The sequence below is a fragment of the Marinobacter persicus genome (genome assembly GCF_900114155.1).
Taxonomy (GTDB): Bacteria; Pseudomonadota; Gammaproteobacteria; order Pseudomonadales; family Oleiphilaceae; genus Marinobacter; species Marinobacter persicus.
Window position 1 is genome coordinate 202773 of the sequence record NZ_FOSC01000005.1, and the last position, 23685, is coordinate 226457.

The 23685-nt window shown below is 60.4% G+C and carries 18 protein-coding genes and 1 pseudogene; 11 read left to right on the plus strand and 8 right to left on the minus strand.

The window, feature by feature from the left end:
* Positions 1 to 13: 13 nt before the first annotated feature.
* The 9 genes and pseudogenes from BMZ63_RS07275 to cobA form a co-directional block, all read left to right on the plus strand.
* Positions 14 to 673: an SPOR domain-containing protein gene (locus BMZ63_RS07275; protein ID WP_091703682.1), complete on the plus strand. Its 660-nt coding sequence runs from the start codon at positions 14 to 16 to the stop codon at positions 671 to 673.
* Between the two features lie 90 nt (positions 674 to 763).
* Positions 764 to 1282 (plus strand): CvpA family protein, encoded by a 519-nt coding sequence (locus BMZ63_RS07280; RefSeq protein ID WP_091703684.1) that lies wholly within the window; start codon positions 764 to 766, stop codon positions 1280 to 1282.
* 82 nt (positions 1283 to 1364) lie between these two features.
* Positions 1365 to 2888: an amidophosphoribosyltransferase gene (gene purF, locus BMZ63_RS07285; protein WP_091703687.1), complete on the plus strand. Its 1524-nt coding sequence runs from the start codon at positions 1365 to 1367 to the stop codon at positions 2886 to 2888.
* Between the two features lie 24 nt (positions 2889 to 2912).
* Positions 2913 to 4145: an O-succinylhomoserine sulfhydrylase gene (locus BMZ63_RS07290; RefSeq protein ID WP_091703690.1), complete on the plus strand. Its 1233-nt coding sequence runs from the start codon at positions 2913 to 2915 to the stop codon at positions 4143 to 4145.
* Positions 4146 to 4159: 14 nt separating this feature from the next.
* Entirely contained in the window at positions 4160 to 6724 is a 2565-nt protein-coding gene (locus tag BMZ63_RS07295; protein ID WP_091703692.1) for a DNA translocase FtsK, read from the plus strand.
* A 13-nt stretch (positions 6725 to 6737) separates the two neighbouring features.
* The gene (lolA, locus tag BMZ63_RS07300; RefSeq protein WP_091703694.1) at positions 6738 to 7388 is read left to right on the plus strand and encodes an outer membrane lipoprotein periplasmic chaperone LolA; all 651 of its coding nucleotides are present in this window, start codon (positions 6738 to 6740) and stop codon (positions 7386 to 7388) included.
* Positions 7388 to 8725, plus strand: coding sequence for a replication-associated recombination protein A (locus BMZ63_RS07305; RefSeq protein ID WP_091703697.1), 1338 nt, complete (start codon positions 7388 to 7390; stop codon positions 8723 to 8725). Before lolA ends, BMZ63_RS07305 begins: the two co-directional genes overlap by 1 nt.
* A gap of 236 nt (positions 8726 to 8961) precedes the next feature.
* Entirely contained in the window at positions 8962 to 10236 is a 1275-nt protein-coding gene (serS, locus tag BMZ63_RS07310; RefSeq protein WP_091703700.1) for a serine--tRNA ligase, read from the plus strand.
* 20 nt (positions 10237 to 10256) lie between these two features.
* Positions 10257 to 11084, plus strand: a pseudogene (gene cobA, locus BMZ63_RS07315) (uroporphyrinogen-III C-methyltransferase); the annotation flags it as partial.
* Positions 11085 to 11142: 58 nt separating this feature from the next.
* Here cobA and BMZ63_RS07320 read toward each other — a convergent pair.
* Positions 11143 to 12216, minus strand: a complete 1074-nt coding sequence (locus BMZ63_RS07320; protein WP_091703705.1) for a 3-deoxy-7-phosphoheptulonate synthase — start codon at positions 12214 to 12216, stop codon at positions 11143 to 11145.
* Between the two features lie 222 nt (positions 12217 to 12438).
* Between BMZ63_RS07320 and BMZ63_RS07325 the strand changes: the two genes are divergently transcribed.
* Complete coding sequence (locus BMZ63_RS07325) at positions 12439 to 14172, plus strand: DUF1631 family protein (protein ID WP_244888381.1); 1734 nt, start codon at positions 12439 to 12441, stop codon at positions 14170 to 14172.
* Positions 14173 to 14189: 17 nt separating this feature from the next.
* The gene (locus tag BMZ63_RS07330) at positions 14190 to 14606 is read left to right on the plus strand and encodes a PilZ domain-containing protein (RefSeq protein WP_091703711.1); all 417 of its coding nucleotides are present in this window, start codon (positions 14190 to 14192) and stop codon (positions 14604 to 14606) included.
* A gap of 106 nt (positions 14607 to 14712) precedes the next feature.
* On the opposite strand, the gene BMZ63_RS07335 is transcribed toward BMZ63_RS07330, so the two are convergent.
* The 7 genes from BMZ63_RS07335 to gloB all read right to left on the minus strand — a co-directional run bounded on the left by BMZ63_RS07335 (position 14713) and on the right by gloB (position 23634).
* Entirely contained in the window at positions 14713 to 15498 is a 786-nt protein-coding gene (locus BMZ63_RS07335) for an enoyl-ACP reductase FabI (protein ID WP_091703713.1), read from the minus strand.
* 67 nt (positions 15499 to 15565) lie between these two features.
* Positions 15566 to 17164: an ABC transporter ATP-binding protein gene (locus tag BMZ63_RS07340; RefSeq protein ID WP_091703716.1), complete on the minus strand. Its 1599-nt coding sequence runs from the start codon at positions 17162 to 17164 to the stop codon at positions 15566 to 15568.
* A 1-nt stretch (position 17165) separates the two neighbouring features.
* Positions 17166 to 18188 carry an ABC transporter permease gene (locus BMZ63_RS07345; protein WP_177187046.1) on the minus strand — a complete coding sequence of 341 codons (1023 nt, stop codon included), beginning with the start codon at positions 18186 to 18188 and terminating at the stop codon, positions 17166 to 17168.
* A 2-nt stretch (positions 18189 to 18190) separates the two neighbouring features.
* On the minus strand, positions 18191 to 19276 hold the full coding sequence (locus BMZ63_RS07350) for a microcin C ABC transporter permease YejB (protein ID WP_091703721.1): 1086 nt from the start codon (positions 19274 to 19276) through the stop codon (positions 18191 to 18193).
* The gene (locus BMZ63_RS07355) at positions 19277 to 21106 is read right to left on the minus strand and encodes an extracellular solute-binding protein (protein WP_091703724.1); all 1830 of its coding nucleotides are present in this window, start codon (positions 21104 to 21106) and stop codon (positions 19277 to 19279) included.
* Positions 21107 to 21118: 12 nt separating this feature from the next.
* Complete coding sequence (locus BMZ63_RS07360) at positions 21119 to 22825, minus strand: lytic transglycosylase (protein ID WP_091703726.1); 1707 nt, start codon at positions 22823 to 22825, stop codon at positions 21119 to 21121.
* Positions 22826 to 22839: 14 nt separating this feature from the next.
* Positions 22840 to 23634, minus strand: a complete 795-nt coding sequence (gene gloB / locus BMZ63_RS07365) for a hydroxyacylglutathione hydrolase (RefSeq protein WP_091703729.1) — start codon at positions 23632 to 23634, stop codon at positions 22840 to 22842.
* Positions 23635 to 23685: the final 51 nt, after the last annotated feature.

Genomic DNA, 23685 nt, shown 5'->3' on the forward strand with positions numbered 1-23685 from the left:
GGGAGTCTTCCTGGTGGACGGATTAAAGCAACGCATCATTGGCGCGCTGGTTCTGGTGTGTCTGGCGGTGATTTTCGTACCCATGATTTTCGATGAGCCGCATTCCGAGCGGCAGTCTACACCCATCACCATCCCCGAGGAGCCGCCTTTCCCGGAAGTGGATATGCCCGAGGAGCCCGCATCGGAGACCAGGGATTACGGCCTGGACAATGAGCCGGCAACCGTTCAGCAGAGCGGTCAGCAGCGGGACAGTGACCTTGCGGAAGCCACGGAACAAGCGCCTGTGGTCGAGACCGAAGGAGCGCCGGCCGGGCAGGAGGGCTCCGGCGACTACCGCCTGATTGAAGACCCGGAACAACTGGAAGATGCCACCGAAATGGTGGAGGAAACTCCGGCCGAAGCGCCCGGTTCCGCCGAATTTACCCGCTCGCTGGAAGGTGCCTGGGTGGTCCAGCTCGGCAGTTTTGGTAATGCTGACAACGCGCGCAACCTTCGTGATGAAGTGATTGAGCTGGGCTACGACGCCCACCTTCAGGTGAGCAATCGGGGGGATAAGCAGCTTACCCGCGTGTTCAGCGGCCCATTCGCCGATAAAGCTGACGCCGAGAAGGCCAAGAAACGCCTGGACGATGCCTTCAAGCTCGACAGCCTGGTCACTCGGGGTGGCAAATAACGGGAAATCGGCCCCGCCGCACTGCCGACAGTTTGGTGTGACCCGGTTTCCTGTTAAAATCCGCGTCTTCTCAATGCCACCAGGATTCTCATGCAAGCGCTGATCTGGATTGACTGGGTCATAATCACCCTCATTACCGTTTCCACCCTCATCAGTCTGAAGCGGGGTTTCGTCAAGGAAGCGCTGTCGCTGGTGACCTGGATTGGCGCTTTTATCATTGCCCGTGCCTTTCACCCGCAGATGCAGGGCCTGCTGGCAAGCACCGTGGAGACCCCGCTGGTGCGGTTGGTGGCGGCGTTCGCCATTCTGTTCTTCGGAACCCTGATTGTCGGCGCCATCATCAACAACATGATCGGTACGCTGGTAAAGGCCACCGGCCTGTCGCCCACCGATCGTGTTCTGGGGATGGGGTTCGGCCTGTTGCGGGGCGTGGTGGTAGTGGTTGTGGCCATTGCCTTCACCCGTTATACACCGCTGTCGGAAGATACCTGGTGGCGGACGTCGGTTATGATCAATCATCTGTCGGTGGTCGAGGATTGGTCACGCCGCACCTTCGGTGACGAGTTTGGTCGCTGGCTTGCGCCGGCGCCGGAAAGCGCCGAAGGCTAGTGGAAGTTCAGAAATAACGGGTACGTACGGCGTGCCCGCAAGCCGTTAACATTCAGTTTTACACTCGGAGATTTGTCCAGCCATGTGTGGCATTGTCGGTATTGTCAGCAGTTCCAACGTCAACCAGCTTCTCTATGATGCACTGACTGTGCTTCAACACCGTGGCCAGGACGCAGCGGGTATCGTTACCTATCAGGATAACCGCTTTTTTCTGCGCAAGGACAACGGCCTGGTTCGGGACGTGTTCCATACTCGCCACATGCGCCGGCTGGTGGGCAATGTTGGTATCGGTCATGTGCGTTACCCGACAGCCGGCAGCTCCAGCTCCGCCGAGGCCCAGCCGTTTTACGTCAACAGCCCCTATGGCATCACACTGGCCCATAACGGCAACCTGACCAATGCCGACGAGTTGAGCAGTGACCTGTTCCGCACCGATCTGCGGCACATCAATACCAATTCCGACTCCGAGGTGCTGCTCAATGTCTTCGCACACGAGCTGCAGAAACAGGGCAAGCTGAACCCCACCAAAGACGAGATTTTTACCGCGGTTCGCGCTGTCCACAAGCGTTGTCGTGGCGCCTACGGCGTGATTGCCATGATCACCGGTTACGGCATTGTCGGTTTCCGTGATCCGAACGGCATTCGCCCGGCCTGTTATGGTGTCCGGGAAGACGAGAATGGCCAGAAGGAGTACATGATCGCCTCGGAAAGCGTTGCCCTGAACGCTGCCGGTTTCACTCTGGTCCGTGATATCGCGCCGGGCGAAGCGGTCTACATCGAAACGGATGGCACCCTTTACACCGAACAGTGCGCCGAAAACCCCAAGCTGTATCCCTGCATTTTCGAGCACGTGTATTTTGCCCGGCCGGACTCCATCATGGACAAGGTGTCGGTGTACAAGGCACGGCTGCGCATGGGTGAAACCCTGGCAGAGAAGATCCAGCGTGAGCGGCCGGAACACGACATCGACGTGATCATGCCCATCCCCGACACCAGCCGCACCTCCGCTATGCAGATGGCCCATGAGCTGGGCGTAAAATATCGCGAAGGGTTTATCAAGAACCGGTACATCGGCCGCACCTTTATCATGCCGGGCCAGAAAATGCGCAAGAAGTCGGTGCGCCAGAAGCTGAACCCGATCGACCTGGAATTCCGGGGCAAGAATGTGATGCTGGTGGACGACTCCATCGTGCGTGGCACCACCTGTAAGGAAATCGTGCAGATGGCCCGGGATGCCGGTGCCCGCAAGGTGTACTTCGCCTCCGCCGCGCCCCCCGTGCGTTACCCGAACGTGTATGGCATCGACATGCCGTCCGCCAATGAGCTGATTGCCCATGGCCGCACCGTTGAGGAAGTGGGTGAGCTGATTGGTGCCGACTGGCTGGTGTATCAGGACCTGGAGGACCTGATTACCTGTGTGAACGATGTCAATGACGACATCGATGGCTGGGAATGTTCGGTTTTCACCGGCAACTACGTCACCGGCGATGTGAACGAGGCCTATCTGGGCAAGCTGGAAGACATGCGCAATGATGAGAAGCGCTCTTCCGGGCAGATGATGGATTCGGATAACGGCATCATTGACCTGCACAACGATGAAAACTGATCCGGTAACCAGCGGGAGCCTTGTATGACCTTTGGCCGTGATGAACACCAGTGGATTCCCGAATCCGACCTGGAAGATATGTCCCTGGATACCCTGGCTGTAAGGGCGGGACAGATCCGCACCGCGCAGCTCGAGCACAGTGATGCCATCTTTCCCACATCAAGCTTTGTCTATGGCAGTGCGGCCCAGGCAGCCGCGCGTTTTGGTGGCGACGAGCCGGGAAATATCTACTCCCGCTTTACCAACCCCACGGTGCAGGCTTTTGAAGGCCGCATAGCGGCGATGGAAGGCGGAGAAAAAGCCGTGGCCACGGCTTCTGGTATGGCCGCCATCCTGAGTACCTGCATGGCGTTGCTGCAGGCCGGTGATCATGTGGTCTGCTCCCGGGGCGTTTTTGGTACCACCAACGTCCTGTTCCAGAAATACATGGCCCGTTTCGGAGTGGAAACCACTTTCGTCAGCCTGACGAACATGGACGAGTGGCAGGCCTCGGTGAGACCTGAAACCCGTATGCTGTTCCTGGAAACACCCTCAAACCCGCTGTGCGAAGTCGCCGATATGGCGGCGCTGTCGGCGCTGGCAAAAGCCAGCGATGCCTTGCTGGTGGTCGACAACTGCTTCTGCACGCCAGTGTTGCAGCGGCCACTGGAGCTGGGGGCGGATCTGGTGATTCATTCCGCCACCAAGTATCTGGATGGCCAGGGCCGCTGCGTGGGCGGCGTGGTGGTGGGCCCGGCCCGCTACCTGGATGAGATCTACGGCTTTATCCGTTCCGCCGGTCCGACCATGAGTCCGTTCAACGCCTGGGTGTTCCAGAAGGGCCTGGAAACCTTACCGATCCGTATGCGCGCCCACTGCGACAATGCGTTAGAGTTGGCCCAATGGCTCGAACAGCAACCCGAGGTGGCACGTGTTTATTACGCAGGCTTGCCAAGCCACCCCCAGCACGACCTGGCCAAACGCCAGCAAAGCGGTTTTGGCGGAATAGTGTCGTTCGAGCTGGCCGGTGGTCGCGAACCGGCCTGGTGTTTTATCGACGCCACCCGGATGATATCGATAACCGCTAACCTGGGGGATGTGAAAACCACCATCACCCATCCGGCGACCACCACGCATGGCCGTCTGTCGCCCGAAGACAAAGACAAGGCGGGCATTACCGAGGGCCTGATCCGGCTGTCGGTGGGCATAGAGGCAATTGACGACCTGAAAACCGATTTGCAACGGGGCTTTCAGGCACTGCAAGACGAAACCCATTAACCAATAGAGCATCCATGGCGGAATCCGGCAAAGCGAACCAGGCAGACGCTGAACAGAACCACAAGCAGCTGCGCTTTCGCCGCCTTATGACACAGGGCGCAAGGGAAGGCGCGGTTATTGCCTTGATTGTACTGGCTATTTACCTGGTGATGGCCCTGTTCACCTTCAGCCCATCCGATCCGGGCTGGGCCAGCGTGGGTCACGAAACCCAGGTGTCCAACCACGCCGGGCGTTCCGGTGCCTGGCTGGCCAGCCTTCTCATGGACCTCTTTGGCCATGTGGCCTGGCTGTTCCCCCTCACCATTGCCGGTTGGGCCGTGGCCCTGATCCGCCTGCGCACCCGTCCGCTGGATATCCACTGGCCGCTGGTGATGGTGCGTTTTGGTGGTTTCGTGCTCATTCTGCTTTCAGCCACCAGCCTGTTGTCCTTGTATTCCGTATTTGGATTGGGTGTATCTTCCGGAGGCGTACTGGGCACCGCCGTGTCCGAATCCATGATCCGGTTTTTCAACCTTCCGGCCACCACGCTCCTGCTGATCGCTATTTTCCTGTTCGCCCTGACGGTCACCACTGGTTTGTCCTGGTTCTGGCTCATGGACAGGATCGGTGCGCTGACGCTGGCCGCCGGCAAGCGCCTCAAGGCGCTCACCGAGCGCCGGGAAACCGATGGCGAACGGCCGGAAAAGCCGATGACTCAGGAGCGCCTGGGGGTCGACCAGCCCGGAGACAGTGCCCGGGCTCTGCGCTGGTGGCAGCGTCTCCTGCGCCGGGACAGTGCTCACGGGGGGAATGACAAAACCGGCAACGAGCGTAAAGAACCGGCGTTCGGAGCCGAGGCGCCGGAACCGCCCCTGCTCGAGCGCTTCAGCGCCGTAGACATTTCCGCGGACAGTGCCGGGCACAGCACCGTGGATGATGAAGGGGCCCGAGAGGAACCGTCGACCGACAGCGCCAAAAAAGCCGGCCGTTCACTGAAGATCTCGCCATTCAAAAAAGACGACGACAAGACCTCGGCCAGGCCTGACAAGAAATCGAAAAGCCGGCAGGGGTCCCTGCTGGAAGACGTGGAGTCCACCATTCCGCCGCTGTCCTTGCTGGACCCGCCGGAACAGAACAAGCAGATGGGCTATTCCGAGGAGTCGCTCGAACACATGTCGCGGCTGCTGGAAGAAAAACTGGCGGACTTCGGGGTGTCCGTGGAAGTGGTGGAAGTCAACCCGGGCCCGGTCATCACCCGGTTCGAAATCAAGCCCGCGCCGGGGGTGAAAGTCAGCAAAATCTCCAACCTGGCGAAGGATCTGGCGCGCTCACTGGCGGTACTGAGCGTGCGGGTGGTGGAAGTGATCCCCGGCAAGTCCGTGGTGGGTATCGAAATTCCCAATGAGCAGCGGGACATGGTGCGCCTGAGCGAGGTGCTGGGCGCCCGGGTGTTCACCGAGTCCGCCTCGCCACTGACCCTGGCGCTGGGTAACGACATCGGCGGTAACCCGATGGTGGCCAACCTGGCGAAAATGCCGCATTTGCTGGTGGCCGGTACCACCGGTTCCGGTAAATCGGTGGGCGTGAATGCCATGATTCTGAGCATGCTGCTGAAAAGCACGCCGGATGAGGTGCGCTTCATCATGGTCGACCCGAAAATGCTGGAACTGAGCATTTACGAGGGCATCCCGCACCTGCTGGCGCCGGTGGTGACCGACATGAAGGAAGCCGCCAACGCCCTGCGCTGGTGTGTGGCGGAAATGGAGCGGCGCTACCGGCTGCTGGCCAGTCTGGGGGTGCGGAACATAGCCGGCTATAACAAGAAGGTCCGGGATGCGCGGGCCGAGGGCGAGCCGCTTCTGGACCCCTTGTGGAAGCCGGATGACCACCTGGCCAATGACGAACAGGAACGCCCGGAACTCGATACCCTGCCGTTCATCGTGGTGGTGATTGATGAATTCGCCGACATGATGATGATCGTCGGCAAAAAAGTGGAAGAGCTGATTGCCCGAATCGCCCAGAAGGCGAGGGCGGCCGGCATTCACCTGATCCTGGCCACCCAGCGGCCGTCCGTGGATGTCATCACCGGTTTGATCAAGGCCAATATCCCGACCCGCATCTCGTTCCAGGTGTCGTCCAAGATCGACTCCCGGACAGTCCTGGACCAGGGCGGCGCCGAACAGTTGCTGGGGCATGGTGACATGCTTTACCTGCCGCCGGGTTCCGGACTGCCGGTGCGTGTACACGGCGCATTTGTGGACGACGATGAAGTGCATCGCGTGGTCAGCGCCTGGAAAGCCCGGGGCGAACCGGAATACGTTGACGACGTGCTCAACGGGGCCGAGAGTGAGCATCTGCCGGGCGTGCCGACCCTCACCGAGGGTGGTGGTGGCGATGAAGGCGATGCCCTGTTCGATGAAGCGGTGGCGTTTGTCACCGAAGGGCGTCGGGTCTCCATCTCCTCGGTCCAGCGAAAATTCAAAATCGGCTACAACCGCGCGGCCAACCTGGTGGATGCCATGGAAGCCGCCGGCGTTGTCAGCCCCGCGGGCCACAATGGCGCCAGAGAAGTACTGGCGCCACCGCCTCCCAAAAACTAGGAGCCGAACGACCATGATTCGACGTTTCACTGCCGTGTTTGCCTGGATGCTGGTAATGCTGTCCCCGATGGCGGTTGCCGCGGAAAACGAAGCCTCCAGGGCTTCCGCCGGCCAGCTTGCCGAGATGCTCCGCGATTATGAAAGCTATCAGGCGGACTTTATCCAGATCGTTGTGGACGACAGCGGCTCCCAGGTACAGGAAACCCGGGGTGAGCTGAAAGCCAGCCGGCCGGGCCGCTTCTACTGGGAAACCGGCGCCCCACTGAAACAGTTTATTGTCAGCAATGGCGATACGGTGGAAGTGTACGACCCCGACCTGGAGCAGGTAACCATCCACCAACTGGACGACCAGGTGCAAAGCACCCCGGCGCTGCTGTTGAGTGGCGAGGTTGACAACCTGCACGAGACCTATGAAGTTTACCAGCGCGGTGTTGGCAGCCAGGTCCGGGAATTCCGCCTGGTGCCCCGTTCGGCGGATTCACTGTTTACCTCGCTTCGCCTGAGTTTCAGCGACGGCGTCTTGCAGGAAATGCGCATGGAAGACTCACTCGGTCAGCTCAGTATTCTCAGCTTCGAGAACGTCACCCTGAACGAGGCCATTGATAACGACGTGTTCCGCCTGGATTACCCGGAGGGCGTTGACGTTATCCGGGACAACCCCTGATGCAGGACAGCCTGTTCGCCCCGGACACCGGCTTCCAGCCGCTGGCAGCCCGCATGCGGCCTGCCACCCTGGACGATTATGTCGGTCAGACTCACCTCGTGGGCCCGGGCAAACCACTGCGCAAGGCCGTGGAACAGGGCCAACTGCATTCCATGATCCTGTGGGGGCCGCCGGGGGTAGGTAAAACCACCTTCGCCCGCCTGTTGGCGAATGTCGGCAACCTGTCGTACGAGACGCTCTCGGCCGTGCTCAGTGGCGTCAAGGACATTCGCGAGGTGGTCGAGCGGGCCCGCAACCGCAAGCAGTCCCACGGCCAGGACACCCTGTTGTTTGTTGACGAGGTGCACCGCTTCAACAAAAGCCAGCAGGACGCCTTCCTGCCGCACATTGAAGACGGCACCTTCATCTTCGTGGGCGCCACCACCGAAAATCCGTCGTTCGAGCTGAACAGCGCACTCCTGTCCCGAACCCGCGTGTACGTGCTGAAGAACCTGGAGCGGGACGACATCCTGCGCCTGCTGGACCGGGCGCTGAACGACCCGAACGGCTTTAACGGCAGCCTGGCCGTGGAGCAGGAGGTTCTTGAAACCATTGCCGAAGCCTCCGGTGGCGATGCCCGCCGCGCGCTGAATATCCTGGAGATCTCCGCCGACCTTGCCGAGCCGGACGAGCAGGGCCTGAACCGGGTCACCGCCCACACCCTCGAGCAGGTGCTGCAAACCAGCCTGCGGCGCTTCGACAAGGGCGGTGACGTGTTCTACGACCAGATCTCCGCCCTGCACAAATCCGTGCGCGGCTCCAGCGCCGACGGCTCCCTGTACTGGCTGTGCCGGATGCTTGATGGCGGTTGTGATCCGCTTTACATCGCCCGCCGGCTGGTACGCATCGCCAGCGAAGACATCGGCAACGCCGACCCCCGTGCCCTGCAAATCACCCTGCAGGCCTGGGACGCCCAGGAACGCCTGGGCTCCCCGGAAGGCGAACTGGCGCTGGCCCAGGCGGTCACCTACATCGCCCTGGCGCCAAAAAGCAATGCCGTCTACAAAGCCTTCAACCAGACCATGGCCGATGTACGCCTGGATCCGGATTACGAAGTCCCGGTACACCTGCGCAACGCCCCCACCAAACTGCTGAAAACCCTGGGTCACGGCGACGAATACCGCTACGCCCACGACGAGCCGGACGCCTACGCCGCCGGCGAATGCTACCTACCGGAAGCCATTCACCAGCGCCGCTATTACCAGCCGGTGAAACGGGGGCTGGAAATCAAACTGGCGGAGAAGCGCGAGCGTTTGGAAGCGATGGATGCTAAAAGTGCCAGACGGCGGTACTCCTAGGTCAGGAGGCGGTGGGTAGCGCTTTCCAAAACCGTGCGGAGCCATGGATGGCGGAGCTCGAGCGCTACAGGGATGTATTCACAGCGTGTTTTGGAAAGCGCTACCCACCGACTCCGTGCGGGCAACTCCATTGGTGAATTCAGACTCCCGCCCCCCACAGGTGGTGTTCAGGCCGTTCCGTGCAGGTATAATGCGCCTTTAACCTTACATTCGCTCACCGGAAAGTCAGGAACACCATGCTCGATCCGAAACGTGTCCGCAGCCAGACCGAAGAAATCGCCCGCCGCCTGGCCATCAAGCATTACACCTTTGAAACCGAAACTTTCGAGAAGCTGGAAGAACGTCGCCGTGCTATTCAGGTGCGCACGGAAACCCTGCAGAGTGAGCAAAACAAACGGTCCAAGTCCATCGGCAAGGCCAAAGCCGCCGGGGAAGACATCCAGCCGTTGCTGCAGGAAGTGGAAGACCTGAAGCGCCAGCGGGGCGAAGCGGAGGACGAGCTGCGCTCCGTTCAAGAATCCCTGAACGCCTTCTTTGCCGGTATTCCGAATGTTCCCGACGAAGACGTGCCGCCGGGTGAGAGCGAAGACGACAACGTGGAAATCCGCAAATGGGGTACGCCGAAGGAATTCAGCTTTGAACCCAAGGATCACGTGACTCTGGGCGAGCAGCTCAAGGGGCTGGATTTCGAGAAGGCCACCCATCTGGCCCATTCCCGCTTTGCCGTTATGCAGGGGCAAATCGCCCGCCTGCATCGGGCCCTGGCGCAGTTCATGCTGAACCTGCACACCGGTGAGCACGCCTATACCGAGGCCTACGTGCCTTACCTGGTTAATGCCAATACTCTCTTCGGTACCGGCCAGTTGCCCAAGTTCGAGGCCGACCTGTTCCGTACCGCCGGCGATAACCCGCTGTACCTGATTCCCACCGCGGAAGTGCCAGCAACCAACCTGGTGGCCGACACCATTCTGGATGATGCGGAACTGCCACTGCGCCTGGTTTGCCACACCCCGTGCTTCCGCAGCGAAGCCGGCTCTTACGGCCGCGATGTGCGGGGTATGATTCGCCAGCACCAGTTCGACAAGGTGGAGCTGGTGCACGTGGTGCGTCCTCAAGACTCCGAACAGGCACTGGAAGAACTCACCGGCCACGCAGAGAAAGTGCTGCAGATGCTGGAATTGCCTTACCGCGTCATGACCCTGTGCGGCGGCGACATCGGCTTCTCGGCCGCCAAGACCTACGACCTGGAAGTGTGGCTGCCGGGGCAGGGCAAGTACCGCGAGATTTCCTCCTGCTCCAACACCCGTGATTTCCAGGCCCGGCGCATGCAGGCACGCTGGCGTAACCCGGAAACCGGCAAGCCGGAACCGGTGCACACCCTGAACGGTTCTGGTCTGGCCGTTGGCCGAGCCATGATCGCCGTGATGGAAAACTACCAGCAGGAAGACGGCAGCATTCTGGTGCCGGAAGTTCTCAAGCCCTACATGGGCGGCATTGAGCGCATCCAATGAGCAAAAAGCCGACCCCTCCGGAGGACATTCAGTCCGGCCCTGTGGCACCCCCCAAGGGGCAGAGCAACCCGGTGACCGGCAACGCCAACGATTCCGCCGGTGAAGTGGCGTTGGTGGGGGCCGGTCCTGGTGATCCTGAATTGCTGACGCTCAAAGCCTGGCGGTTGATCAATGCCGCCGACGTCATCCTGCATGACAACCTGGTGTCAGCGGAAATCATGGCGCTGATTCCTGAACATATTGAAACCATCCATGTGGGCAAGAAGCGTTCTCACCACACCTTGCCCCAGGAACAACTGAACCAGCGGCTGGTGGAGTTGGCCCGGGAGGGTCGGAAGGTTGTCCGGCTGAAGGGCGGAGACCCGTTCATCTTCGGCCGGGGTGGCGAGGAAATTGAAACCCTGGCCGAGGCGGGTGTGCGCTTTCAGGTGGTGCCGGGCATTACTGCTGCATCCGGCTGTGCCGCTTACGCCGGCATTCCGCTCACACACCGGGACCATGCTCAGTCGGTGCGATTTATTACCGGTCACCTCAAGAACGATAGCTGCGATCTGCCCTGGTCCGATTTCGTCCAGAACAATCAGACTCTGGTGTTTTACATGGGCCTGGTGGGGCTGCCCATTATCTGTCGGCAGCTGATTGCCAGCGGCATGACGGAAGACATGCCGGTTGCACTGGTGTCCAAGGGGACAACGCCGGAGCAGCAGGTGGTTACCGGTACCCTGAAGACAATCGTCGGGAAGGTGGAAAGCGGTGGCGTGAAGGCGCCGACGCTGGTGATTATCGGGCAGGTGGTCACCTTGCGCAGCAAGCTGGACTGGCTGGGGGTCGAGCCTGCGAATTATTGATGCCAGCGCACCCTGAGGTCCTGGCCCGTGCCGGTGGACGGCCCGGGCCAGTTGCGCATCACTGGTTGCGCTTGGGCAGCACGTCTTTCAGCTTGGCGCGCATATCACGGATGGCCTTTTCCGTGGTTTCCCAGTTGATACAGGCGTCGGTAATGGATACGCCGTATTTCAGGTCTTCCAGATTTTCCGGAATCTTCTGATTGCCTTCGTTGATATGACTTTCCACCATCAGGCTCTGGATGGAGGTGTTGCCTTCCAGAATCTGGTGAGTCACATCCTGCATGACCAGCGGCTGAATGGCCGGATCCTTGTTGGAATTGGCGTGGCTGCAGTCCACCATAATGGACTTGCGCAGGCCGGCTTTCTCCAGTGCCTGTTCACACAGCGCCACACTGACCGAGTCGTAGTTAGGCTTGCCGCCACCACCACGCAGCACCGCGTGACCGTACTGGTTACCCTTGGTGCGGATAATCGCGCCTTTGCCCTGCTGGTCAATGCCCAGGAAACTGTGCGGGTGGGAGGCGGATTTCATGGCGTTGATGGTCACGTCCAGGCTGCCGTCGGTGCCGTTCTTGAAGCCGATGGCCATGGACAGGCCGCTGCTCATTTCCCGATGGGTCTGGGATTCGGTGGTGCGGGCGCCGATGGCGGACCAGGCAATGGTGTCCTGCAGGTACTGGGGGGAGATCGGGTCCAGCGCCTCGGTGGCGGCCGGCAGGCCCATCTCGTTAATGTCCAGCAGCAGGCGACGGCCAATGTGCAGGCCTTCCTCGATATCGAAGGTGTCGTTCAGGTGCGGGTCGTTGATCAAACCTTTCCAGCCGACCGTGGTGCGGGGCTTTTCAAAGTAAACACGCATCACCAGCAGCAGGGTGTCGCTCACTTCATCGGCCAGTTTTTTCAGACGCTGGGCGTAATCCCTGGCGGCTTCCACATCGTGGATTGAGCAGGGGCCAACCACAACAAACAGACGATGGTCCTTGCGATCCAGAATGTCATAAATGGCCTGGCGACCATTGGCGACGGTTTCGGCGGCCTTGTCTGACAACGGCATCTGCTCTTTCAGAGCTTCCGGCGTAATCAGTGATTCCTGACTGGCCACATTCAGGTTTTCCAGTTTCTTCCCGGACATCTAAACTCACCCGATGGATATTTGAAGACTTTTGTTGGTGGCGCCGGCGCGCAGTTGCGGCAGACCCCGGCGAGTTGGTTATACTGCGTCATTTACAGCGCCTTTTCAACGCTTCCACAGAACGGGGCCCGGATGTCATCAGCTCAAACGAAACCGCCACGCACCCGTGCAACAAGGGCGCAGGTTTCTTCCTGTATAAACAAGATACTGGCCTGTATCCGGGTGCCGGATTTGCCCTATCCGGCCGGAAAGGTGCCGCCGGAAGCCGAGCCTGAATGGCATTCCTTACTGTTGTCATGCTGGACAGAGCAGCGGGACGAGCGGGTCACCGACGTGCTCGGGTCGGTCAACGTGATCTGGACCACCCGACAGGTAAACGCGGCGTACCTTTCCGATCGCATTATGGACCTGTTTCTGAAATCCAGTGGCCTGCATGCCACACTGGTGGGACGTATCGCGCGGCTTCGTTTCTGGCTGGCCTGGCGACTGGATGTGGCCGAATCCGCCGCGTTTACGCCCGTGCTGCTCGACTGGCTGGACCACCTGCAGGAGTGGCGGGGCTGGAGCGATACCGGTGGCCGCTCCGCACGGGCCTTACTCGATCAGCTGGACGCCATGAAACACGCGGTGGCGGACAGCTTTCTGCACCAGACCGCCGAACCGGTAGACCAGTTCTGTGAACACTGGCTGATTGATTCGGAAAAGCGCATGGGCCAGGTCAGCCGTTTGCGCGAGCGTCTGCTGGAAACCGAGCAGGGAGCCGCGCGTCAGCGCCTGGCTGATCAGGTGGCCCGGGCACTCATTGGCCGGGCACTGGCCGGTCGGCACCTGCCAGTGTCCATTAGCCGGTTTGTACTGGACCATTGGTACAACGTGCTCAAACAGAGCGTGTGGCTGGAAGGCACGGAAGGCGAATTGCATCGCCATGCCAACAAGTTGATGGAATGGCTGGTGTGGGCCGGTGATCCGGAACTGTCGAAAAACGATCGTAGCCGGCTCTATCACGTGGGTGAACAGATAGAAGAGCGCATTCGCGATGTCTGGGCCCGGGCACTGGGCTCGGAGCCGCCTTCCGGCATTGTTGAGCCGGTGCAGGCGGAGATTGTCGCCCGGGTGCGGGGAGACGAGCCGGTGCTGGAACCGGCTCTGCCGGAAAACGGCGGATTCACCTGGGATGCCAGCTGGCTGTCGATGGCGCCGGTGGACCCGGCATCTGCAAAGCCGTTCACCCAGCACTGGTACGTGGAGGGAGAAGGCGCCAGGGAGCAGAGACGTTTTTTCTTCGCCCTGCTGGAACCCACCAACGAGATTCTCTGGACCAATGGCGTCGGGGCCAGGCTGGGGCTGCAATTCTGGCACAGTTTTGCCCGCAGCCTTGAGCAGGGCACCCTGAAGGCGCTACCAGAGCCCACGCCGTTTGGCGAGGTGCTGGAAGAGTCTGTCCTGGTACTGGCGCGGGTTTGCAGCAAGCAGAAAAAACAACGGGAAGCGGCCGCGGCCCAGGCCCGGGAGAGGGCAGACACCCTGCGCCGGCAAAAGGAGCAGGAAGAACAGGAGCGGCAGCAGGCTGAAGCCCGCCGTCAGGCGGAGCTGGCCGAACAGAAAGCCAATGCCGAACGCCAGCGCCTGGAAGACGAACAGGCCAGACAGGCCGAGCAACTGCGGCAGCAGGAGCAGGAGGTCGGCAAACTGGTGGGCAGCCTGGGACTGGGCGGATGGATCGCGGTTACCCGCGACACCGGTGAAGAACCGGTTCGCCTGAAACTGGCGGTCAAGATTGCCGCCTCCAACAAATTCGTATTTGTTGACAGACTCGGGCTCAACCGGACCGAATACCTCTTTGATGAGCTGGTGAGCGGAATTATTGACGGCTCCATTCGCCTGCTCGGGAAATCCGCGGAATTTGATGACACCCTCAGCCGCGTCGTCGGCCGTATTCGCGTGGGGCGAAGCTGAACCATTAGGGAAGAACCATGACGGACCAGAATTACACCTTTGGCACCGGGCCGGAGTTGCCCAGAGGACACGACGACCGTGCCTCCTACCGGCTGACGGCTCGTGCCGTTGCCGGAATTCAACTGGAAGCGCCGGAGCCTTCCTCCGTGCCTCTGGCCGGCGCAGATAAACCCCGGATTGCCCAGTGCCGGATTCGCGATATTTCCACGGATGGCTTCAGCCTGTTGGCACGGGAGCCATTAATGGCGGATTCCATCCTGGGCGCCAGCATTGATCTGGGTAACGGCAGGGCGCCGTTTCAGCTGATGATCGAAGTGGTCTGGTGCCGTCCGGTGAAGGAGGGGTACCTGGTGGGGGTGCGGGTGCTGGAATCAGACGAGACCGATTATCTGGAATGGATGGACGCGGTGGCGCAAGCACTGGCCGAAAGCTGACGCACCCGGCTCTGAAAACGACCGGATCAACCCCCGTCTCCAATAAAAAAGGGCCGGCGCTGACGCCGGCCCTTTCGGTATTGGCAGCATGAACACAGGCTGCGTATCAGTCTTCCAGCTCGCCCATGCCGGTGATGTTGAAACCACCATCCACGTACATGATCTCACCGGTGATACCGGAGGCCAGGTCGGAACCCAGGAAGGCGGCCGCGTTGCCCACTTCCTCGGTGGTCACGTTACGACGCAGCGGTGCGCGCTTGGCGTTCTCGGCCAGCATGCGACGGAAGCTGGCAATACCGGAAGCGGCCAGGGTCTTGATCGGGCCGGCGGAAATGCCGTTCACGCGGATACCGTCTTTGCCCAGGCTGGCTGCCATGTAACGAACGTTGGCTTCCAGGGAAGCCTTGGCCAGGCCCATCACGTTGTAGTTCTGCAGGACACGCTCGGCGCCCAGGTAGCTCAGGGTGACCAGGCTGCTGCCTTCGTGCATCATGTCGCGGGCACCCTTGGCCAGCGCCACGAAGCTGTAGGAGCTGATGTCGTGGGCGATCTTGAAGCCTTCCCGGGTGGTCACGTCCACGTAGTTGCCATTCAGCTCGTGGGCCGGGGCATAACCGACTGCGTGGATGATGATGTCGATGTTGTCCCAGTGCTTCTTCAGCTCGGTAAAGACGTTATCGATCTCTTCATCGCTGGCCACGTCGCACGGGAAAGTCAGCTTGCTGCCCCACTGGTCCGCGAACTTCTCAACGCGGGATTGCAGTTTTTCATTCTGGTAGGTGAAGGCCATTTCGGCGCCTTCACGGGCAAAAGCCTCGGCAATGCCGTAGGCAATGGAGTGTTTACTGGCAACGCCAACAATCAGTGCTTTCTTGCCACTGAGCATACCCATGGGTTCGAACTCCCTATGTTCTTTGGTTTCAATAAATTATCCCGGACCACCGGGGCCCGGGTAACGATCAATTGGTCGTAGACTGATGAAACAACGCCGCGCTGAGCAGATCCCGCGTATAGGCCTGCTCAGGGTTCCGGAAAATGGTCTCGGCGGTGCCATATTCGACAATCCGACCCTGCTTCAATACCAGCAGTTTGTGACTGAGGGCCCGGACCACAGCCAGATCGTGACTGATAAAGATATAGGATAACCCATATCGGGCCTGAATATCGCGTAGCAGTTCAATAACCTGCTTCTGAACCGTGCGGTCGAGCGCCGAGGTTGGTTCGTCCAACACGATGATGTCCGGCTGCAGGACCAGTGCGCGGGCAATGGCGATGCGCTGGCGCTGGCCGCCGGAAAACTCGTGGGGGTAGCGGTGCCGGGCTCCCGGGTCCAGACCGACGTCGGTGAGGGCCCGGATAACCATCGCCTCGTGTTCCGCAAGCTTGTCGGGCGAGTGAATCGCCAGCCCCTCGCCGATAATCTCGGCCACCGACATGCGCGGGCTCAGGCTGCCGAACGGATCCTGGAAGACGATCTGGATTCGCCGGCGCCACGGCCGGAACTGTTTCTGGCTCATGCTGCCCAGATCCGTGCCATCCAGGCTAATATTGCCGGTGGCGCCGGTCAGTTTCAGCAGGGCATGGCCGATGGTGGTCTTGCCGCTGCCGCTTTCACCGACAATGCCCAGGGTTTCCCCTTTGCGCACGGTAAAACTGACGTCCTGCACCGCGTGGAAGGCTTCCCTGACCCGCCCCAGCAGGTTTTTACGGATCGGAAAGCGCACGTTCAGGGTGTCGACCGTCAGCAGCTCCGAATGGCTTCCTGCAATGGTTTCCGGGCTTTCCGGCGGCTCGGCATCGATCAGTTTGCGGGTGTAGGGGTGTTGCGGGTTGCGGAACAGCGCTTCGCAGTCACCGGCCTCCACGGCTTTGCCTTTTTCCATCACCACCACCTGATCGGCGTAGCGCCGCACCAGCGTGAGGTCGTGGGTGATCAGCAGAAGGGCCATGCCCATTTTGTGCTGAAGGGATTCGAGCAGCTCCAGCACCTGCTTTTGCACCGTTACATCCAGCGCGGTGGTGGGTTCGTCGGCAATCAACAGTTCCGGTTCGTTGGCCAGGGCCATGGCAATCATCACCCGTTGCTTCTGCCCGCCGGAGAGCTGGTGAGGGTAGCTCTTCAGCCGCCGTTCCGGTTCGGGAATGCCCACAAGGTCGAGCAGTTCCAAGCAACGCTCGCGGGCCTGGGGCCCACGCAGGCCCTTGTGCAGCTCCAGGGTTTCGGTAATCTGCTTCTCCACCGTGTGCAGTGGATTGAGCGAGGTCATCGGTTCCTGGAAGATCATGCTGATTTTCCAGCCCCGGATCTGGCGCAGGCGCTTCTCGGAGGCTTTGAGCAGGTCCTCGCCGTGATACTCGATTCTGCCGGACGGATACCCGGCGTGGCGTTCATCCAGCAGGCGCAGCACTGACAACGCCGAGATGGACTTGCCAGAGCCGCTTTCACCGACCAGCGCCAGGGTCTGTCCGGGTTGCAGGGCAAACGACAGGCCGTCGACCACCGGTGGGCCGTTGTCAAAACAGATGGAAAGATCCGAGACGGTCAGCAGGTCACTCATATCAGCTCTTTCTCGGGTCGAAGGCATCACGAACCGCTTCGCCCACAAACACCAGCAGGGTCAGCATGATCGACAGGGACACAAACGCGGAAATCCCCAGCCAGGGCGCGTGCAGGTTGGCCTTGCCCTGGGCGATCAGTTCGCCTAGCGAGGGCGAGCCGGAGGGCAGGCCAAAGCCCAGGAAATCCAGCGAGGTCAGGCCGGTAATGGCGCCGGTGAGGATAAACGGCAAAAAGGTGAGGGTGGCCACCATGGCGTTGGGCAGAATGTGCCGGAACATGATGCGCCGGTTATCCAGCCCCAGGGCCCGGGCCGCTTTCACGTATTCAAAGTTGCGGGCACGCAGAAACTCGGCGCGTACCACATCCACCAGCCCCATCCAGCTGAACAGCAGCATGATGCCCAGCAGCCACCAGAAGTTGGGCTGAACGATGGCCGACAGGATGATCAGCAGGTACAGCATGGGCAGCCCGGACCAGACCTCGATAAAGCGCTGGCCGAACAGGTCCACCTTGCCACCGTAGTAGCCCTGGATGGCGCCCACGGTGACCCCCACCACGCAGCTGGCGAGAGTCAGGGTCAGGCCAAAGAGCACGGAAATACGGAAGCCGTAAATCACCCGGGCGGCCACATCCCGGCCCTGGTCGTCGGTGCCGAGCCAGTTTTCGGCGCTGGGTGGGGCCGGCGAGGGTACGTCCAGGTCGTAGTTGATGGTGTCGTAGCTGAAACGGATGGGTGGCCAGAGCATCCAGCCGTTGGCCTGGATTTCCCCGGCGATAAAGCTGTCCCGGTAGTCCGCCTCGGTGGGGAGGAAACCACCAAAGGTTTCCTCCGGGATGGTTTCCACGACAGGAAAGTAGATCTCATCCTGATAGGAGACCACCAGCGGTTTGTCGTTGGCGATCAGTTCGGCGCACAGGGACAGGCCAAACAGGATCAGGAACAGCCAAAGGCTCCAGTAACCCCGGCGGTTATTGCGGAAATTGCGCAGGCGACGTTGCTGGATTGGCGAGAGGTCAAGCAGGCTCACGCGCCCTCCCGGCTTTCAAAATCGATACGCGGGTCCACCAGCACGTAGGTGATGTCGCTGATCAGCTTCAGCACCAGCCCCATCAGGGTGAAGATGAACAGGGTGCCGAAAATCACCGGATAGTCGCGGTTCAGTGCTGCTTCAAAGCCCAATAGTCCCAGGCCGTCCAGCGAGAAAATAACCTCGATCAAAAGCGAACCGGTGAAGAACAGGGACACCAGCACGCCGGGCAGGCTGGCGATGACAATCAGCATGGCGTTGCGGAAGACATGGCCGTACAGCACCTGTTTTTCTTCCAGGCCCTTGGCCCTGGCGGTGACCACGTACTGCTTGCCAATTTCATCCAGGAACGAGTTCTTGGTGAGCAGGGTGAGGGTGGCAAAGCCGCCGATTACGTTGGCGGTTACCGGCAACGCCAGGTGCCAGAAATAATCCGCGACTTTCTGGTACCAGTTCAGCTCTTCAAAATTGGATGAGGTCAGCCCCCGTAGCGGGAACCAGTCAAAGTAGCTGCCGCCGGCAAACAGCACGATCAGCAGAATGGCGAACAGGAAGCCGGGAATGGCGTAACCCACCACAATGGCCGAGCTGGTCCAGACATCGAAACGGGACCCGTCGTGCACCGCCTTGCGGATGCCCAGCGGTATGGAAATCAGGTAGATAATTAGGGTGGACCAGAGCCCGAGGGAGATGGAGACCGGCATTTTGTCGATGATCAGCTCCACCACGGAGCGGTCGCGGAAAAACGAGTCGCCAAAATCGAAGGTGGCGTAGTCCTTGAGCATCTTCAGGAAGCGTTCATGGGCAGGCTTGTCAAAGCCGTACATCTTCTCGATTTCTTCCAGCATTTCCGGCGGCAGCCCGCGTGAACCCCGGCTGTCACCGGAGGTGGAAGCCACCTCGCCGCCGGTATCGCCGCCGCTGGCCCGGGCCAGTGCGCTGCCGCCATGGCCCTCCATTTCAGCGATCAGCTGCTCAACCGGCCCGCCGGGAGCGGCCTGCACAATGATGAAATTGAGCAGCATGATTCCCACCAGGGTGGGAATAATCAGTGCCAGCCGCCGGAGTATGTAGATGCCCATTCAGGGGGTGATCCACCAGTTATTCAGGTCAATACCGTTTTTCGGTGTGACCTCGGGGCGTTTGAGTTTGTTCCAGTAGGCAATCCGGTCCTTGCTCAGGTGCCAGTGGGGGATCACGTAGTGGCCATGCAGCAGAACACGGTCCAGTGCCCGAACCCGGTGAATGAGTGCCTGGCGATCCGGTGCCTGAATAACCTGGCTGACCAGCTCGTCAACCACCGGATCTTCAATGCCCATGTAGTTGCGTGAACCAACCACGTCGGCGTTGTCGGAGTGCCAGTATTCGCGCTGCTCGTTGCCCGGGGAATCGGATTGCGGCAGCACCTGGGTAATCATGTCGAAATCAAAATTACGCACACGCTGCACGTACTGGTTGCTGTCCACCAGCCGCACGGTTACCTCGATTCCCAAACGCTCAAGGTTACGTTTAAACGGCAAAACGACCCGTTCAAAACTCTTCTGGAACAGCAAGACCTCGAACGACAGCGGTTCGCCGGTGGCCTGGTGCACCATCCGGCCATCTTTGATGCCATATCCGGCTTCGCGCAGCAGGCTCAGCGCCTGGCGCAGATTGTCCCGGAGGGTGTTGCTGTCGCCGGTGCTTGGGGGCGAGTAGGGTTCGTTGAATACATCGGAACTCAGCTGGTCGCGGAATGGCTGGAGAATTTCCAGTTCCCGGCCTTCCGGCAAACCGGAGGATGCCAGTTCGCTGTTCTCGAAATAACTTTTGGTGCGGGTGTACTGGTCAAAGAACAGGTTGCGGTTGGCCCATTCAAAATCGAAGCCGTAGCTGAGTGCTTCGCGCACCCGCCGGTCCTGGAAGACCTTTTTGCGGGTGTTGAAAACAAAGCCCTGCATGCCAGCGGGTCGGTGGTGTTCCACGGCTTCACGGGTAATATTGCCCTGGTCAAAGGCATTGCCGGTGTAGGCGGTGGCCCAGTTCTTGGCCGAGGTTTCCTGGCGGAAATCAAAGTTGCCGGCTTTGAAGGATTCCAGCGCCACGGTGTCGTCGTTGTAGTACTCGTAGCGGATCTCGTCGAAATTGAATCGCCCCTTGCGCACGCCCAGGTCCCTGGCCCAGTAGTCGTCCACTCGATGATAGGTCACCGAGCGGCCGGCTTCGTAATCACCAATACGGTACGGGCCGCTGCCGACGGGAACGTCCAGCCCGTTGCTGCTGAAGTCACGATCCTGCCAGTAATGGGCGGGCAAAATTGGCATCTGACCGAGAATCAGGGGCAGCTCACGGTTCTCGGTGTCGCCAAAATCAAAGCGGACCCGGTGGCTGTCCTCAACGGTGACGTCACTGACTTCCGCATAATAATTGCGGTAAAACGGATGGCCCTCGGTGGTCAGGATGCGGTAGGAAAACGCCACATCCTCCGCGGTAATCGGCTCGCCATCCTGGAACCGGGCCTCTTCACGCAGGTTGAAGATGACATAGCTGCGGTCTTCGGGAACCTCAAGGCTTTCGGCGATCAGGCCGTACTCGGAAAACGGTTCGTCCGCTGAGGGCTCCAGAAGGCTGTCGTACAGATAACTTGAAACCCCGGCGGCGGCCACTCCACGCACCACGTACGGGTTGAAACTGTCGAAGCCGTTGGCCACCACGGACAGCCGCAGGGTGCCTCCCTTCGGCGCCTCCGGGTTTACATAGTCAAAATGACTGAAATCCGGCGGGTATTTCACCTCACCGTGCATGGCAATGCCATGCACCGGTTCCGGGGTGGCCAGGGCGGGAGCCGAGGAGAGCGACAGCGCCAGGGCGCCGACCAGGCCAGCGGCTGCCTGAAGCAGGGTGAGCGACGGAGCGGTCCGTTTTTTTGTCATGATTCTCGCACGTTAGGGACTGTTTCTCACATCCACGTAGAGTACCAGACTTTCACCCGGTTGCAGGTAGCGGTCGGTATTAAGATCGTTCCATGAAGCGATGTCCTGAACGTTAACGGCAAAACGATCGGCGATGGCATACAGCGAATCCCCGCTGCGAACCCGGTAGCCAACCTTCCGCACCATGTTATCGCGACCGGACGAGCGGCTGGCGACGGAGGCGTTGCTATTTTTCGACCAGATCACCAGCTCCTTGCCGGGGATCAGCGGGTCGCCTGGGGCCATGCCGTTCCAGGCCGCCACTTGCCGTACCGATACCTTGTGTTCGCGGGCAATGTCCCAGAAGGTGTCGCCACTGCGGACCACATGGCGCAGTTTGTTGCCCTCGCGCTGGCGGTTCTGTTTGCGCTGCAGGCGTTGTGACTGGCTGAGGGCATAGGCGGCATCGCCCCGGGCGGCGGATGGAATCAGCAGTTGCTGGCCCACGCGAATCAGGTCGCCATCAAGCTTGTTAACCTCGCGGATGACGCTGGCCCTGGTGGAGAAACGCTGGGCAATCGCGCCGAGATTGTCACCGGGTTTGACTGTGTAATCCTGCCAGGACACCCGCTGTGATGTCGGGAAATTGGCCAGAGCGGTACGGAAAGTGTCGGCATTCTTCGCCGGCACCAGCAGCCGGTGCGGGCCGGCCGGCCGGGTGGCCCAGCGGTTATAGGAGGGGTTCAGCAGGTAGATTTCGTCAATATCCACGCCGGCCAGCTCGGCGGCCTGGGCCAGATCCAGCTGGGAGCCGGTTTCCACCACCTCGAAGTAGGGCTTGTTGGGCAGCGCCGGCAGTTCGATGTCGTAGGCCTCCGGGTTGTCGAAGATTTTCGCCAGAGCGATCAGCTTGGGCACGTAATGGCGGGTTTCTTTTGGCAGGGACAGAGACCAGAAATCCGTCGGCCGGTTGGCGTTGCGGTTTCTGCGCATCGCGATGGACACTGTGCCGCCGCCGGCGTTGTAGGCGGCCAGCGCCAGCGTGTAATCGCCGTCAAATCGCTTGGTCAGGCGCTCCAGATAGGTGAGGGCGGCATCGGTGGCGGCCAGAACGTCCCGGCGGTCATCGTGCCACCAGCTCTGGGTCAGGCCGAAGTACTTGCCGGTGGACGGAATAAACTGCCAGAGGCCGGCTGCCCGCCCGTGGGAATAGGCGAAAGGATCAAACGCACTTTCCACGATCGGAAGCAGTGCCAGCTCCGTGGGCAGGTCACGGGCCTCAGTCTGTTCGATGATGTAATGCAGGTATCGGGCGCCCCGTTCGGCCACGCGATCAATGTAGCGTGGGTGTTTGGTGTACCAGTTCAGCTGGGCCTGTACTCGCGGGTCGTCAATATCGTGATCCATGGCAAAGCCCGCTCGCAGGCGGGCCCACAGATCGTTCTGGCTTTCGGCTTCCGCGTCGTCGGCTTTGGGCTTTTCCAGGTTTTGCCGGGCGTCTTTCGCACGGGCCCTGAGCTCCGGCGATATGGCATCGTCAAGGGGCGCCTCAACACTGTTGTCGGCATTGTTGTTCTCGACAACCGATGCTTTCAGGTTGTCGTCACCACTGGCGACCATCACTTCTCTGGAGTCCATGGGGTTGCCGGAGGCATGGTCGCTGTCGTTCTGCTGCAGGCCGGCGCAGCCGGCCAACAGGCCAGACGTGAGCACCAGCGTGGAAAAATATTTGACCGACATGATGATAGGGGTCCTCAGAAATTGTCCTTACCGTGCCTGATTGCGGCGAAAATATCGGCATCGGATGCTACCGGTAAACCGTGTTCGGCGCCATAACGCCGGGCAACGGCCATCACGGCCGGATCGTCCCAGCGCAGGAAAGGGTTCAGTGCCTTTTCTTCGGCAAGGGTGGTCGGAATGGTGGGGAGATCCTGCTCACGCATTTGCTGGCAGCGCTGCTCGAATTCGCGCAGGCCCTCGTCGTCCGGCAGCCAGCTACGGGCGAAACGCAGGTTGGCCAGGGTGTATTCGTGGGCACAGTAAACAGCGGTTTCCTCAGGCAGTTCGCGCAGGGTGGCCAGCGACCGGTGCATCTGCTCGGCGCTGCCCTCGAACAACCGACCGCAGCCGCAGGCGAACAGGGTGTCGCCGGCAAACAGTAGCGGCCGGCCACTGATCAGGTTGTCCGTGAAGTAGGCGATATGGTCCAGCGTGTGCCCCGGTACGGCCATGACGTTGAACGTCAGCCCTTGCCAGACCACTTCATCACCCGGATGCACCACATGATTCACTCCCTTGAACGGAGAATCAGCCGGGCCGGTAATGCGCACGTCCGGGAATGCCTGCTCAAGCTCCCCGACGCCGCCGGTGTGGTCAGGGTGGTGATGGGTGACCAGAATGGTGTCGGCGGTCAGCTGCTGGTCTTTCAGATATTGCAGGACCGGCCCGGCCTGGCCGGGGTCAACAATCAGCGCCCGGCCAGAGTCGTCGTGAGACAGGCACCAGATATAGTTATCGTTGAACGCTGGTATGGCACGAATGCTGAACATCGAAACCCCATGTGATCGTCGAGTGTGGCTGGTATCATAAAACATCATAGT